Genomic DNA, 14027 nt, shown 5'->3' on the forward strand with positions numbered 1-14027 from the left:
TTGAAGCTTTCGCTCGTCGTGGCGCTGGACCGCAACAACGCCATTGGTCGCGATAACGATCTGCCGTGGAAACTGCCGGACGATCTCAAGCGCTTCAAGGCGTTGACGATGGGCAAGCCGATCCTGATGGGGCGCAAGACAGCGCAATCGCTCGGGCGCGCATTGCCGGGGCGCTTGAACCTGGTGCTGACGCGCTCGGGGCAAGTGCCGTTCGAGGGCATGCAGGCGGTGGCGTCGGTCGATCAGGCGATCGAACGTGCCGAGCAGGAGGGCGCGCAGGAGTTATGCGTGATCGGCGGCGGCGAGGTGTATCGCCTGACGATGGCGCGTGCCGACGTGCTGGCGGTGACCGAGGTCGACACCGCGGTGGATGGGGCCGACACGCACTTCCCACCGATCGACCCGGCGGTATGGGTGCCAGCGCATCGCCAGACGCATGCGGCCGATGACCGCCATGCGTTTGCGTTTTCCTTTGTGGATTACCTGCGTCGCTAAGCCGGCAAGGACGCAGCGCGCGATCAGCGCACCCGATTCCATACAACTAAGCGCCGCTAAAGAAAAACCTAGCGAGCGGTTGCCCGTTGGCCTTGCACGGCGCACCTGAGCGCAGCGTACGCGTGGCACATGCCGGTCCGAGCAACGGCTGCGCCCGCATGGGGGCGCAGCCGGTTGGTGAGTCGCTCTTACTCAGGAACGACGCCACCCTGTGGCTTGGCCGGTGCGGCAGTGCCGCTACCTGCATTTCCCGCGTTGTTGCCGCCACCGCCATTGCCGCCACCATTGCCGCCACCATTGCCACGACCGCGGCCACGCCCGCGCGGGCGGCCCTGACCTTCGCGTGGACGCCGTGGAGCATTCGCGGCAGGTGCGGTCGGGGCAGTGACTTCGCGTCCCGGAACCTGCACCACGCGCAATTCGTCGGTATCCAGTTGCAGGGCGGTGAGCTTGCCGCCCCACACCGCACCGGTATCGATGGCATGCACGCCCTGGGTAATCGTCAACCCCAGCGCGGACCAATGCCCGCACACGATCTTGAGATCGCGCTCGACCCGGCCCGGTACCTCGAACCACGGGTAGAGTCCTTGTGCCTGCGTGCCCGGCGTGCCCTTGTCGTCGGTGGCGATGCGGCCGCGCGGCGTGCAATAGCGCATGCGCGTGAACAGGTTGATGATCGCGCGGCTGCGGTCGTACCCGCTCAGGCCTGGCGACCATCCCGGCTGATCGCCGTACATGTTGCGCAACAGCTTGCGATAGCCGCCGCCTTGCAGCTGCTGTTCGACTTCATGCGCATGCTTTTCGGCCAGCTGCGTGGTCCACTTCGGCGCCAGCCCGGCGTGGACCATCATCCAGCCCAGCTCGCGGTCCACGTGGGCCAGCTTCTGCATGCGCAGCCAGTCCAGCAGCACGTCGCGGTCCTCGGCCAGCACCACGCGCTGCAGATCCGGATTGACCTTGCGCTGCTCTTCCTCCGAGCGCGCACCGATCGCCAGCAGCGACAGATCGTGATTGCCCAGCACCACCACGCTGTGCGCGCGCAGCGAATGCACCAGCCGCAGCGTTTCCAGCGATTGCCCGCCGCGGTTGACCAGATCGCCGCAGAACCACAGCGTGTCCTGTGCGGGGTCGAAATTGATCTTTTCCAGCAACCGCTGGGTAATGTCGTAGCACCCTTGCAGGTCGCCAATTGCCCAGACGCTCATCGCGTGCGCTCCATCAATCCAGCAGTCATCAGTGCAGCGTCCTGGGTACGCTCAGCACGAAGGCGGCGATCGGGGCGGTGAATTCGGTGCCATCGTCGGCCACCATGTCGTAGTGACCTTGCATCTGTCCCTGCTCGGTTTCCAGCAGCACACCGGAGGTGTAATGGAAGGCTTCGCCGGGGCGCAGCCATGGCTGCTCGCCGACCACGCCTTCGCCATCCACCTGCTCGGTGCGGCCGTTGGCGTCGGTGATCTGCCAATGGCGCGCGATCAGGCGTGCAGGCACGGCGCCCGCGTTATGGATGCGGATGCTGTAGGCGAAGGCATAGCGGCCTTCTTCCGGGGTCGATTGATGAGCGAGGAAGCGCGGCGACACCTCGACCTCGACCCGATAGCGCGGATCATCTTGCATGGGAAAAGTCTAAATAAAACGGTGTGGGAGCGGCGCTCAAGCCAGCTCGACATTGGCCAGCCGAATGAAATCGGCGACCTCGAGTTGTTCGGCGCGGGCATCCGGACGCACGCCGGCTGCCTCGAAATGCGCGGGTTCGCAGACGGTGGACATGGCATTGCGCAGGGTCTTGCGGCGCTGCCCGAAGCCGGCGCGCACCACATCGGCGAAGCGGCGGCGGTCGTTGATCATCACCGTGGCCGGGTCGCGCGGCACCAGCCGCACCACTGCCGAGTCCACCTTCGGTGGCGGCCGGAACGCGCCAGGTGGCACAACGAACAGCGCGGTGACCTCGCAGTACGCTTGCAGCATCACGCTGAGCCGGCCGTAGACCTTGCTGCCGGGACCGGCGGCCATGCGGTCGACCACTTCCTTCTGCAGCATGAAGTGCATGTCGGCCACCGCAGCGGCATGGTCCAGCGCATGGAACAGGATCGGCGAAGAGATGTTGTAAGGCAGGTTGCCGACCAACCGGATCGGCGTGCCGTTGGCCAGTTCGGTGAAATCCACGCTGAGTACGTCGCGATGGATGATGCTCAGTTCGCCGATCGGTGCAGCGGCCTCAGTCAACGGTGCGATCAGGTCGCGATCGAACTCGATCACCGTCAACGCGCCATGCTTGCGTAGCAGCGGGAAGGTGATCGCGCCCTGACCGGGGCCGATTTCGACCAGGTGTTGGCCGGCGCGCGGGTCCACCGCCTGGACGATCCGGTCGATGTAATACCGGTCGGCAAGAAAGTGCTGGCCAAGCGACTTCTTGGCCGGTGCGCTGAAGGAATAATTCATGCGCGCAGTTTAACGGAGCCGGCGGCTGCACGCGGTGTCGGTGCTGCGCGTCCAGGCTGTAACAGTAAGGTAGGACGCTCATAACCTGCGGCGATCGCGCAGGTGGGGCGCGCGCTCAGCCGCGTGCCGCCAAGCGTGCGCACAACGCGGTTGCCGCCATCAGGCTGGATGGATCGGCGATGCCGCGTCCGGCCAGTTCCAGTGCGGTGCCGTGATCCACCGCCACGCGCGGGTAGGGCAGGCCAAGGGTGATGTTCACCGCCTGCTCGAAACCGCTGTACTTGAGCACCGGCAGGCCCTGGTCGTGGTACATCGCCACCACCGCGTCGAAGCCGCTCAGTTTCTGTGGCAGGAAGGCAGTGTCCGCCGGCAACGGGCCGATCAGCTGCATGCCTTCACCGCGCAGCTGCTCCAGCAACGGGATGATGATGTCCAGTTCTTCGCGGCCCAGGTGGCCGTCTTCTCCCGCGTGGGGATTGAGGCCGAGCACGGCGATACGTGGGTGCTCCAGGCCGAAGTCGCGACGCATCGCGGCGTGGGTGATGCGCAGGCAGCGCGCAACGGCGTCGGCGGTGATCGCATCGGCCACTGCACGCAGCGGCAGGTGTGTAGTCACCAGTGCCACGCGCACGATGCTGTTGGCCAGCATCATCACCACCGGGCAGTCGGCCTGTTCGGCCAGCAATTCGGTGGTGCCGGTGTAGGCGATCCCGCCGGCGTTGATGACTGCCTTGTGCACCGGGCCGGTCACGATGCCTTGCCGTCGGCCGGCAAGACAGTCGCCGGCAGCGGTACGCAGGCCGGCAATGACGGCCGCTGCATTGGCCGGGTCGGCAATGCCGAAGCGGGTCGGGACGGGCTGGCGAATCGGAAACAGCGGTAGGTCGCCCGGCATGCGTGCCGGCTGATCGGGGTCGAGCAGGCGCACAGACAAAGACAGCGCCTTTGCGGCGCTGTTCAGGGTGTCGGGATCGGCATATGCAACCAGCTGTGCATCGGAGCGCAGCTGCTGGGCGAGCCGGATGCACAGCTCCGGCCCGATCCCGGCCGGCTCGCCTGGCACCAGCGCGAGCGACGGGACCATCATCGACTCAGCGCGCCGGCTGTGCCGGCGGCGGGGTCGGGGCAGCGGGTTCTGCGCTCTTGGTCGGCTCGGCGGTGGCATTGCCGTCGGCGCGATCGCCGGTGCGGTAGCTCACATAGGCCTCGCCACGCAGTTCCTGCAGGTAGCGGTTGTATTCCTCTTCCAGCTTGCGACGGCCGATCGTTTCACGGACCTGCGCACGTTGGTTTTCGGCACTGACGTCGGTCTGGCGGCTGCCGACGCGCTGCACGACATGCCAACCGGCTTGCGTGCGGAACGGCTCGGACACGGCGCCATCGGCCAAGCCCTCAACCTGCTTGCCGAAATCCGGGCCGAACGCATCGGCAGGGAACCAACCCAGGTCGCCACCCTGACCGCGGCTGTTGGTGTCCTCGGAGGACTCCTTGGCAGTCGCCTGGAAATCAGCGCCGCCGGCAACGCGGGCGCGCAGCGTGTCGATCTTGGCCTTGGCCTGCGCGTCGGTCTGGTTGTCACCGATGCGGACCAGGATGTGGCGCGCGTTGTACTCGGTGACCATCTTCTTTTCGCCGCCGGCATTGGCGTCGCGCATTTCCACCAGCTTGAGCAGCTGGAAACCGCTTGGACCACGCAGCGGGCCGGCCACCTGGCCAGGCTGCATGTCGCGGATCAGCTGAGCAAATGCGTTGGGGATTTCGTCCAGGCTGCGCCAGCCCAGGTCGCCGCCTTCCAGTGCATTCGGGCTATCCGAATAACGCACCGCTGCGGCGGAGAAGTCCAACTCGCCCTTGTCGATCAAGGCCTTGACGCCATCGACCTTCTTTTGACCGGTGGCGATCTGGTCGGCGTTCGCGCCTTCCGGCAAGCCCACCAGAATATGCGCCAGGTGGTACTGGCTACCGGTCGTGGCCTGCTGGGCCAGTGCGGTATCCACCTCGCCTTCGCTCACGCTGATACGGCTCTGCGCAAAGCTCTGGCGCAGGCGCTGCACGATGATTTCGTCGCGCACCGAGGCGCGGAAATCGCCGTAGGCCATGCCGTCGGCGGCTAGCTTCTGGCGCAAGCCATCCACGGTGGTGCCGTTCTGCTGGGCGATGCTGGCAACGGCGCGGTTGAGTTCCTCGTCGCTGACGCGGATGCCGCTGCCGTCGGCACGGCCGATCTGCAGCTTGACCAGTACCAGGCGCTCGAGCACCTGCCGCTGCAAGACATCGTCCGGCGGCAGCTGGTTTTCACGACCGGCGTACTGCGACTTGACGTTGCGCACAGCGCGATCAAGCTCGCTCTGCAGCACCACGTCCTCGTCCACGATAGCGGCGATACGATCCAGCGGCTGGGATTGCTGCGCCGATGCCACCGGCGAGACCGTGCTGGTGATTACCAGCAACGAGGCAAGAAGAACAGAGAAAGGCTTGGTCATGGAATCAGGTTCGGATCGTAATCGTCCGGATTGGTCGTGGTGTTGCTGGGCGGGACCAGGTACAGGTCGTCGCGGTAATAGCCGAGAATAGCACGGCGCAAAGTGCGGTCCGTGTTCTGGCCAAACGAGCTCAAGCCCTTGAGCACGAACTCGAACTGGATGGAGTTGTCCATCTCGCCGTCGCGGTTACGCACGAACCGGCGTACCAGCGCGCGCACTGCCAGGCAGCAGCTGTCCCACTGCACGCCGCCGATGATTTCCAGCGGTGTGCGGTCCAGCAGCGAGTAGTAGTAGCGACCGACCGCACTCCAGGTGGGATTGATCGGATACAGGAACGAGAAGTCGGCTTGCTTGAGCTGGTCGCTGTTGTCGATGAGGTTGCGACGGTAGCGGTAGGCCAGGTTGATGATGCCGTCGTTGTTGAGCAAATAGCGGGTGCGCAGGCTGGCAAGATCTTCCTTGCGCGAGTTCGGGTTCCACTGATAGGTGGCGCCCATCGACCAGCGGTCGTTGATCATGTAGTTGGCATCGGCCACCCAGGCGGACTTACCCTGCTCGATGGGCTGTTCGCTGCCGGCAGCGGAATTGGTGCTGTTGTTGATGGTGACCAGCGAGTCGTTGAAGTACAGGATCTGGCCAGCGCTCAGCGACAATTTCTCGCGGCCGTCGTCCTGGCGCAGCCAACGCGACGTCACCGCCAGTGTCAGCTGGTTGGCATCGTTCTGACGGTCGGCGCCGGTATAGCGGCTGTCGCGGAACAGCTGGCCATAGCTGAAGGTAAACGGACGGGTGTCGAAGACCGGCAGGTCGTCCTGGTCGCGGTAGGGCACGTACAGGTAGTACATGCGCGGTTCCAGCGTATTGAGATAGTTGGTGCCGAACAGCGAGGTCTCGCGATCGAAGTACAAGCCGGCGTCCAGCGAAGCAATGGGCAGGCTGCGCGTGGGCGAACGGTCGCCGGTCAGTGGCGCCGTGTTGGCCAAGGTCGAGTCCAACTGGTAGGCGGTGTAACGCCAGGCCACCGTCGGGGTCACGAACCAGGCCGCACCCGACAACGGCATCGAGATATAGGGTTTGACGTCCAGGCGCGAGCCGCTGCCATAGTCAAAGTTACGGATATTGGTCCGGACGTATTCGTCGCCGTTGTTGTTGTTATTGCCGTTGGTGTTCGGGACGAAGTTCACCTGGTATGAGTCGTCATGCGTAAACCGCACCGCCTCGGCATAGACACCGGCTTCGAAAATGCCGAACGGCTTTTCCCAGGTGAAAAAGGCACGCGGCTGCCGGTTATAGGGCAGGGCTCGCTCGTCCAGGGTGTAGTCGGTCAGCTGCCAGCGGTCGGCCATCAGGCCGGCGGTCCAGGTTTCGCCGGTACCGTAGATCCCGATGGTGCTCTGCAGGCTGGACGCCGAGCCCATGCCGTTCAAGCGGCTGGTGAAGTCTTCCACATAGCGCGTGTCGCTGACCCAGGAAATGCTGCTGCGGGCCTGCCAATGGCTGTTGACGTTGTGGTAGCCGCTATAGAAAACGCTACCACGGTCCTTCTCGCGCAACTTGTCGTTGGGCAGGTAGTTGCCGGTGATTTCGCCGCGACCGCCGTCGTACAGATACCGGAACTCGGTGCCGAACATGAAGCCACGCTTGCTCATATAGCGTGGCAACAAGGTGGCGTCGTAATTGGGCGCCAGATTCAGGTAGATCGGCTGCAGGTAGTCGAACCCGTTACGCCCGGACAGGCCGAACTGCGGAAATAGCAGGCCGGTCTGGCGACGGTCGTCGATCGGGAACTTGAACCACGGGAAGTACAGCACCGGCACCTTGCCGATCTGCAGCACGGCGTTACGCGCGGTGCCGAAGCCTTCTTCGTTGTCGACGTCGATCTCGGGCGCGCGCACCCGCCAGATCGGCTGCGAGGGATCGCAGGTGGTGTAGGTCGAGCGATGCATCTGGCCGACCTGGCCTTGCAGGTCCACCGATTCCGCCACGCCATTGCCGCGGCGGTCCACCATCTGATACTGGATGTTGGAGACCTTGTGGGCATCGGTGTCCTGATTGCCCTCGGCGCGGTCGGCGACCATGCGGAAGGAGGTGTCCTGGTAGCGGACATTGCCCTCGGCGATGTAATTGCCGGTCTCGGTATCCATGCGCAGGTTGTCCGCGCCCAGGAACTGGTCGCCGCGCTTGAGCGCCACGTTGCCCTGGTACTGCGGGGTAGTGCTGGTGCCGGACAGCTGGTCGCCTTCGATGTCGGTTGGCAGCTGCTGGCGCACTTCGGCGGCCTTGGGGTCGGCAGCGGGCGCGCCATCGAAACCAGGCAGCGGGTCCACGGCCGGGCACAGTCCCCAATTCAACGGCTTGTCGGCAGCCATGGCCGGAAGGCAGATGGCGATGCTCAAGGGCAGGGGCAGCAGGCGGAGAACTCGGCGCACGCGTGGATTCAACCAGTAAAATGGCGACTAGCTTGCCGCATACCCCGCATAGGGGCAATGAAGAGCGCCAGCGTGAAGAGGACGAGGTTCATCGCAAACCGTGGCGCGACCGGCGTGCCGCTGTGGGTCAGCGCAGTGCGGCGACGTGGGCAACACTGCTTTCGCGCAAGGCCTGCAGGTCATAACCGCCTTCCAGCATGGACACCACCCGGCCACGCGCATGCCGCTCGGCCAGGGTGCGTAGCGCGCCGGTCAGCCAGGCGAAATCATCGTCGTCCAGCATCAGATCGGCCAGCGGATCGCGCAGATGCGCATCGAAGCCGGCCGAAATCAGGATCAGCTGCGGGCGGAAGGCGTCGATCAGCGGCAGCATCTCGTCTTCCCACACGTTGCGGAAGCGCAAGCCATCGCTGCCGGGCGGTAGCAACAGATTGTGGATATTGCCAACGCCGCGCTCATGGACGCTGCCCGAGTGCGGGTAGAGCCCGGACTGATGCGTGCTCAGATACTGCACGGTCGGGTCGCGTTCGAAGATCGCCTGGGTGCCGTTGCCGTGGTGCACGTCGAAATCGACGATGGTGATTCGCTCCAGGCCATGCCGGTCGCGTGCATGGGCGGCGGCCACGGCGATGTTGTTGAACAGGCAGAACCCCATCGACACCTGCGCGGTGGCGTGATGGCCGGGCGGGCGGACAGCGCAAAAGGCGGTACGGGTGAGGTCCTGCATCACCGCGTCCACGGCGGCGATGCCGGCGCCGGCGGCGCGCAGGGCGGCCGCGCGCGAGGCCGGCACCATGCGGGTGTCCACATCCAGCTGGCGATAGCCTTCGAACGCGGTCTCCAGGACCGCGTCCACCTGCTCGCGCTCGTGCACGCGGCACAGGTCGCCCAGCTTGGCCAGCGGCGCCTCGCGCCAGTCCAGGTCCGGAAAGGCCGCACGCAGGGCGTCGACGACCGCCTCCAGGCGGGCAGGGCTTTCGGGGTGCTCAGGGCCGGCGTCGTGACCGAGACAGGCGGGATGGGTAAAGACCAACATGAGATGACTTTAGCCTGTCCGCCGCGCCAGGCACATGCTCAACCGCGCCGGCGGTCGTGCCGCCACAGCACTTCCTGCTGACCATCCACGCGTGCCAGCACGCGGGCCAGTACGAACAGCAGGTCCGAGAGCCGATTGAGATAGCCGATCGCCTCGCTGCGCACCGACTCCTGGCGCGACAGCGCAACGGTCTCGCGCTCGGCCCGGCGCACGATGGTGCGCGCCAGGTGGCAGCGCGCGGCCGCTTCGCCACCGGCCGGCAAGATGAACTCCTGCAGCGGCGGCAAGCTGTCGTTGAAGTGGTCCAGGTGGCGTTCCAGGGCCTGGATGTCGGCCGCCTCGATGGCGGCATGGCCGGGGATGCAGAGCTCGCCGCCTAGGTCGAACAGCTGGTGCTGCACGGTGGTCAGCAGCTCGGCAATCGCGGTGGGCACGCCGGGCGCGGCCAGCAGCACGCCGAGCGCCGAATTGGCCTCATCCACGGTGCCGTAGGCGTTGACGCGCAAGGCGTCCTTGCCGGTCCGGCTGCCATCGCCCAACCCGGTGCTGCCGTCGTCGCCGGTGCGCGTATAGATACGTGAGAGCCGGTTGCCCATGGCTCAGCCGGCCTGGCGCTGGCGATGGGGCGCAGCCAGACGCTCGGCAACCACCTGGATGACGGCTGCGGCCGCGACGTACAGCGCGGCGCTGCGCAGGTACGGCCAGAGCCAGTCGCTGTAGTTCTTGAACCAGCCGGCGAGGGTGGGTTCGCTCACGCTGGCGCTGATCCAGTAAAAGCTGCCCTGGGCGATCAGCTGACACAGCGCCACGGCGATGAGCAGGGCAGGAACCAGCGCGACCAGCGCAGTCCATTGGGCCCCGTGATAGTGCCGGCGCAGCCATATACCACCGGCCCACAGCGCGAAGTACGCCGGGATCAGGCACCAGTACGCCGGCGACACGCAGTAGTGTTGCCAGAAGCTCATGCCCTGCTGGGTGATGACCAGCCAGTCCACCGCGACCGCCAGGCCCATCAGCAGCGGGAACGCCAGTTTGCTGCGTGCAGCCAGATGAAACCCGCCGATGAAAAACACCGCCCAGGACGCGTCCGGGACCGGCGCGAAGTGATTGATCCGTGTGGCCGCCATCAGGACGGCGAGCAGGCTCAAAATCAGGGTGTCGTGCGAGCGAGAAGTCATGCGCTGGGGTTGCCGGATTACAGGTGCAGGAGTGTAGCGTGGAACCTGGCGTGCCCGCGCCACTGCCTGGCCTGCGCTGCGCCCGGCATCGGCAGGCATGACAACGGCAGACCGGCTGGACGCGTCAACGTGTCTCATCCGGCGCGCACGATGTGCTGCGGGCGAGGGCTTATCATGGGCGAATGACACATCCACATGACGTTTTGATCGTTGGCGGCGGCCTGGTCGGCTCCAGCCTGGCGATTGCGCTGGACCGCCTCGGCCTGGATGTCGGGCTGGTGGAAGCCACGCCAGCCGGCACGCCGCCGGCCGTGTTCGATCAACGCAATCTGAGTTTCGCCGCCGCCACCGTCAACGCCTTGGGCGTGCTGGGCGTGATGGCCAAGTTGCGTAGCCCGCCCGGGCCGATCCGGCGCATCCACGTCAGCCGCGCCGGCGATTTCGGGCGCGTGCAACTGGACGCCGCCGACTACGGGCGCGACAGCTTTGGGCAAGTGGTGGTGGCTCGCGACTTCGGCGACGCCCTGCAGGCACGCCTGGACGAATTGACGCGGCTGCGCCGGTATCGCCCGGCGCGCTGCATCGGCGTGGAACCGGTGCAGGATGGCGTGCGCACGCTACGGCTGGCGACCGACGACGGCGAGCAGCGCGTCCGTGCCAGGCTGGTGGTCGGTGCCGATGGCAGCCACAGCGCAGTGCGCGAACTGCTGCATATCGAGACCGACACGCACGATTTCCTGCAGACCTTGTTCGTGGCGCGCGTGCGCGCCTCCCGGCCGCCGGATGGCACCGCGTGGGAGCGCTTCGGCGAGCACGGGCCGACCGCGCTGTTGCCGCGGGGCGACCGTCATTACGGCGCAATCCACTGTGTGGCGCGCGCCGAGGCCGATGCGGTCGCCGCGCTCGACGAGGCTGGCTGGCTGGCCCGGCTGCAGCGCGCGGCCGGCTGGCGCGCCGGGCGCTTTGTCGCCAGCGGCGAACGCAGTGCATATCCGCTGGTGCAGGTGCTGGCCAACAACCTGATCGCCGAGCGCGTGGTGTTGCTCGGCAACGCCGCGCAGACGCTGCACCCCATCGGTGCGCAGGGCTTCAATCTGGGATTGCGCGACGCGCTCACCTTGGCAGAGCTGATCGAACACGATCGCAGCGATGCCGGGGCCGGCGCGCTGCTGGCCGACTATGTGGCGCGTCGACGCGCGGACCGCGAGCAGACGATCGGCTTCTCCAGCGGGCTGGCGCGGCTGACCGGCAATCCGGCACCGTTGCTGCGGCCGCTGCGCAGCCTGGGATTGCTCGCGACCTCGCAGGCCGCGCCGCTGCAATCGATGCTGGTCGGCGGGGCGATGGGGTTCCGTGGCGATGTGCCGCAGCTGTGCCGGGGGATCGCATGAGCCGCCGCGGTACGCGCGATGCGGTGATCGTCGGCGGTGGCGTGGTCGGTGCTGCCTGCGCGCTGGCGCTGGCCGACGCGGGTTTGAGCGTTGCGCTGGTGGAAGGGCGCGAGTCCGCGCGCTGGCATGCCGATCAGCCCGACCTGCGTGTCTATGCCTTCGCCGCCGACAACGCCGCGCTGCTCGACAGTCTTGGCGTGTGGGCCAGCGTGCGCACCGGGCGCGTGCAGCCGTATCGGCGCATGCGGGTCTGGGATGCCGGCGGTGGCGGCGAGCTGCGCTTCGACGCCGACACCTTGGGCCGCGAACAACTCGGCTGGATCGTCGAGCATGCGCTGCTGGTCGATCGCCTGTGGGCGGCCGTGCATAGCGCGGGGATCGAAGTGCACTGCCCGGCGCGTGTGGCCGAACTGGAGCAGGACACCAACAGCGTGCGCCTGCGTCTGGACGATGGCAGTCGGCTGGAAGCGGCGATTGCCATCGCCGCCGACGGCGCGTCGTCCACCTTGCGCGACTTGACCGGCTTGCCAGTGTCGCGGCACGCCTACGCACAACGCGGCGTGGTTGCCTTCGTGGAGACCGAACAGCCGCACCAGGCCACGGCCTGGCAGCGCTTTCTGACCACCGGGCCGCTGGCATTCCTGCCGTTTGCCGAAGGCCGCAGTTCGATTGTCTGGACCTTGCCCGATCGCGAGGCCGAGCGCGTGCTGGCGCTCGACGATGCGGCGTTCTCGCGAGAGCTGACCCAAGCCTTTGCCGCGCGTCTGGGCGAGGTGCGTGTGACATCCGCACGCGCTGCATTCCCGCTGCAACGGCAGTTGGTGGAGCAGTACGTCAGTGGCCGCGTGCTGACCCTGGGCGACGCTGCGCATGTGGTGCATCCGTTGGCGGGGCAGGGCGTCAACCTGGGCCTGCGCGATGTCGCTGCGCTGCGCGAGGAAGTGCGCAGTGCGCTCGCCAAACGTGCGGACTGGGCCGCGCCGCATCGCCTGCAACGCTGGGCGCGCACCCGCCGCAGCGACAATACCGTGGCCGCCTATGGCTTCGATGCGATCAATACGGTGTTCTCCAACGACGAAATGCACCTGACCCTGTTGCGCGGTGCCGCGCTTGGCCTCGCCGGCAGGTTGCCGCCGCTGGTCGATGTGCTGTGGAAGCGCGCCTCCGGCGGCGCGTAAGCCACCTTGCGTCTGCCGGCCTGCGCTGTGGCTGGCAGGCATAGCTGACGTTCTATGTCTCTGGGCTTATAGCGTAGGCCGCATCTTCCATACGACGCACGCGGCCGGCGTGGCTACAGTCGCGCCATGACTTCCGTTTCGCACACCTCCAGACCCACCTTGCTGCTGCTCTGCGGCCTGCTCTGCGACGCCGCCATCTGGCAACCGCAGCGCGACGCGCTGGCGGATCTGGCCGATGTGCAGGTGCTGGATTTCCCCGGATTCGACAGCATCGGGCAGATGGCGGCCCACGTGCTGGCTGGCGCACCGCCACAGTTTGCGTTGGTCGGGCATTCGATGGGCGGGCGGGTTGCGCTGGAAATCATGCGTCAGGCGCCCGAGCGGGTGACGCAGCTGGCACTGCTCGATACCGGTATTGCACCGCGTCGCGATGGCGAACGCGAGGAGCGCCAAGCGCTGGTGGATCTGGCGCAGACGCAAGGCATGCATGCGCTGGCGCTGGCCTGGTTACCCCCGATGCTGCACCCCGCACGCAGCGCCGATACCGGTTTGATGCAAGACCTCAGCGCAATGGTGCAGCGGCAAAGCGCGCAGAGTTTCGCTGGCCAGGTCAACGCGTTGTTGGAGCGCCCGGATGCCGCGCCGGTGCTTGCGCAGATTCGCTGCCCCACCTTGCTAGGGGTCGGGCGCCAGGATGCCTGGAGCCCGCTGGTACGGCATCAGGACATGGCGCGGCAGATTCCGCAGGCGCGCCTGGTCGTATTCGAAGATTGCGGGCATATGGCGCCGGTGGAAGCGCCCGCTGCAGTCAGCACCGCGCTGCGCGAGTGGCTGAGCACGTGATCGGCCGTACCGCAGGCGGCGGCAGTTCGGTCGTCTCGGTCATTGTCCTGCGCTGAAGTATCGCTAGCGCTTTATCTGTGTCATTCCACCGCCAAGGGAGGCTGCTGCGTGTCTGCAGATATTTCGATCATCGTTGCGTGCGAACAACTGATTCGCCGGTTCGCCCTGCATAACGACCGCCATGAGCACCAGGCGTTGGCTGCGCTGTTTACTGCCGACGGCGTCTTTGCACGACCGAGCGCGCCGGACGTGCCCGTGCATGGACGCGAAGCGATCTTGGAGGCCTTCCGCGCTCGCGCGCCACGCAACACCTGTCATTTGATGCTCAATACGCTGGTCAGCGTCCAATCGAGCACGCTGGCCCATGCGCATAGCCATGTGCTGCTCTATAGCGCACCGCAGGCCGACGCGTCTGTCCCCTGGACGGCGCAGGCGCCTGCACTGATCGGCACCTTCGACGATGTGCTGGTGCACCAGGACAACCAATGGTTGTTCAAGCAACGCCTCGGCGCATTGCTGCTGCGCGTCGAGGCGCCCTGACCGAGATTGATC

General features: G+C 66.3%; 14 protein-coding genes. 5 read left to right on the forward strand and 9 right to left on the reverse strand.

Going from position 1 to position 14027, the window contains the following annotated elements; translation table 11 throughout:
- Complete coding sequence (locus ABQU90_RS00810) at positions 1–495, forward strand: dihydrofolate reductase (RefSeq protein ID WP_115528209.1); 495 nt, start codon at positions 1–3, stop codon at positions 493–495.
- A gap of 188 nt (positions 496–683) precedes the next feature.
- Here ABQU90_RS00810 and ABQU90_RS00815 read toward each other — a convergent pair whose 3' ends face one another.
- From ABQU90_RS00815 to ABQU90_RS00855, 9 genes are all read right to left on the reverse strand, one after another.
- Positions 684–1700, reverse strand: a complete 1017-nt coding sequence (locus ABQU90_RS00815) for a symmetrical bis(5'-nucleosyl)-tetraphosphatase (protein WP_323521710.1) — start codon at positions 1698–1700, stop codon at positions 684–686.
- Positions 1701–1728: 28 nt separating this feature from the next.
- Entirely contained in the window at positions 1729–2112 is a 384-nt protein-coding gene (gene apaG / locus ABQU90_RS00820; RefSeq protein WP_046964432.1) for a Co2+/Mg2+ efflux facilitator ApaG/CorD, read from the reverse strand.
- Positions 2113–2148: 36 nt separating this feature from the next.
- Positions 2149–2937 (reverse strand): 16S rRNA (adenine(1518)-N(6)/adenine(1519)-N(6))-dimethyltransferase RsmA, encoded by a 789-nt coding sequence (gene rsmA / locus ABQU90_RS00825; protein WP_055851119.1) that lies wholly within the window; start codon positions 2935–2937, stop codon positions 2149–2151.
- Positions 2938–3052: 115 nt separating this feature from the next.
- The gene (pdxA, locus tag ABQU90_RS00830) at positions 3053–4024 is read right to left on the reverse strand and encodes a 4-hydroxythreonine-4-phosphate dehydrogenase PdxA (protein WP_323515182.1); all 972 of its coding nucleotides are present in this window, start codon (positions 4022–4024) and stop codon (positions 3053–3055) included.
- A gap of 4 nt (positions 4025–4028) precedes the next feature.
- Positions 4029–5420: a peptidylprolyl isomerase gene (locus tag ABQU90_RS00835; RefSeq protein WP_115512467.1), complete on the reverse strand. Its 1392-nt coding sequence runs from the start codon at positions 5418–5420 to the stop codon at positions 4029–4031.
- Positions 5417–7849: an LPS-assembly protein LptD gene (lptD, locus tag ABQU90_RS00840; RefSeq protein WP_349780871.1), complete on the reverse strand. Its 2433-nt coding sequence runs from the start codon at positions 7847–7849 to the stop codon at positions 5417–5419. Before lptD ends, ABQU90_RS00835 begins: the two co-directional genes overlap by 4 nt.
- 127 nt (positions 7850–7976) lie before the next feature.
- Complete coding sequence (locus tag ABQU90_RS00845) at positions 7977–8885, reverse strand: histone deacetylase family protein (protein ID WP_115553076.1); 909 nt, start codon at positions 8883–8885, stop codon at positions 7977–7979.
- 38 nt (positions 8886–8923) lie between these two features.
- Positions 8924–9481 carry a cob(I)yrinic acid a,c-diamide adenosyltransferase gene (locus ABQU90_RS00850; protein ID WP_115561359.1) on the reverse strand — a complete coding sequence of 186 codons (558 nt, stop codon included), beginning with the start codon at positions 9479–9481 and terminating at the stop codon, positions 8924–8926.
- A gap of 3 nt (positions 9482–9484) precedes the next feature.
- On the reverse strand, positions 9485–10063 hold the full coding sequence (locus ABQU90_RS00855) for a hypothetical protein (protein WP_323521714.1): 579 nt from the start codon (positions 10061–10063) through the stop codon (positions 9485–9487).
- 182 nt (positions 10064–10245) lie between these two features.
- On the opposite strand from ABQU90_RS00855, the gene ubiH reads away from it, so the two are divergent.
- The 4 genes from ubiH to ABQU90_RS00875 all read left to right on the forward strand — a co-directional run bounded on the left by ubiH (position 10246) and on the right by ABQU90_RS00875 (position 14015).
- Positions 10246–11454: a 2-octaprenyl-6-methoxyphenyl hydroxylase gene (gene ubiH, locus ABQU90_RS00860; protein ID WP_323521716.1), complete on the forward strand. Its 1209-nt coding sequence runs from the start codon at positions 10246–10248 to the stop codon at positions 11452–11454.
- Positions 11451–12632, forward strand: coding sequence for a UbiH/UbiF family hydroxylase (locus ABQU90_RS00865; protein ID WP_115553080.1), 1182 nt, complete (start codon positions 11451–11453; stop codon positions 12630–12632). Before ubiH ends, ABQU90_RS00865 begins: the two co-directional genes overlap by 4 nt.
- Positions 12633–12758: 126 nt before the next feature.
- Positions 12759–13475, forward strand: a complete 717-nt coding sequence (locus ABQU90_RS00870) for an alpha/beta fold hydrolase (RefSeq protein ID WP_115553081.1) — start codon at positions 12759–12761, stop codon at positions 13473–13475.
- 108 nt (positions 13476–13583) lie between these two features.
- Positions 13584–14015, forward strand: a complete 432-nt coding sequence (locus tag ABQU90_RS00875; RefSeq protein WP_323521719.1) for a nuclear transport factor 2 family protein — start codon at positions 13584–13586, stop codon at positions 14013–14015.
- The last annotated feature ends 12 nt before the right edge of the window (positions 14016–14027 follow it).

Origin of the sequence: Xanthomonas sp. WHRI 10207, assembly GCF_040202975.1 — a bacterium.
Taxonomy (GTDB): Bacteria; Pseudomonadota; Gammaproteobacteria; order Xanthomonadales; family Xanthomonadaceae; genus Xanthomonas.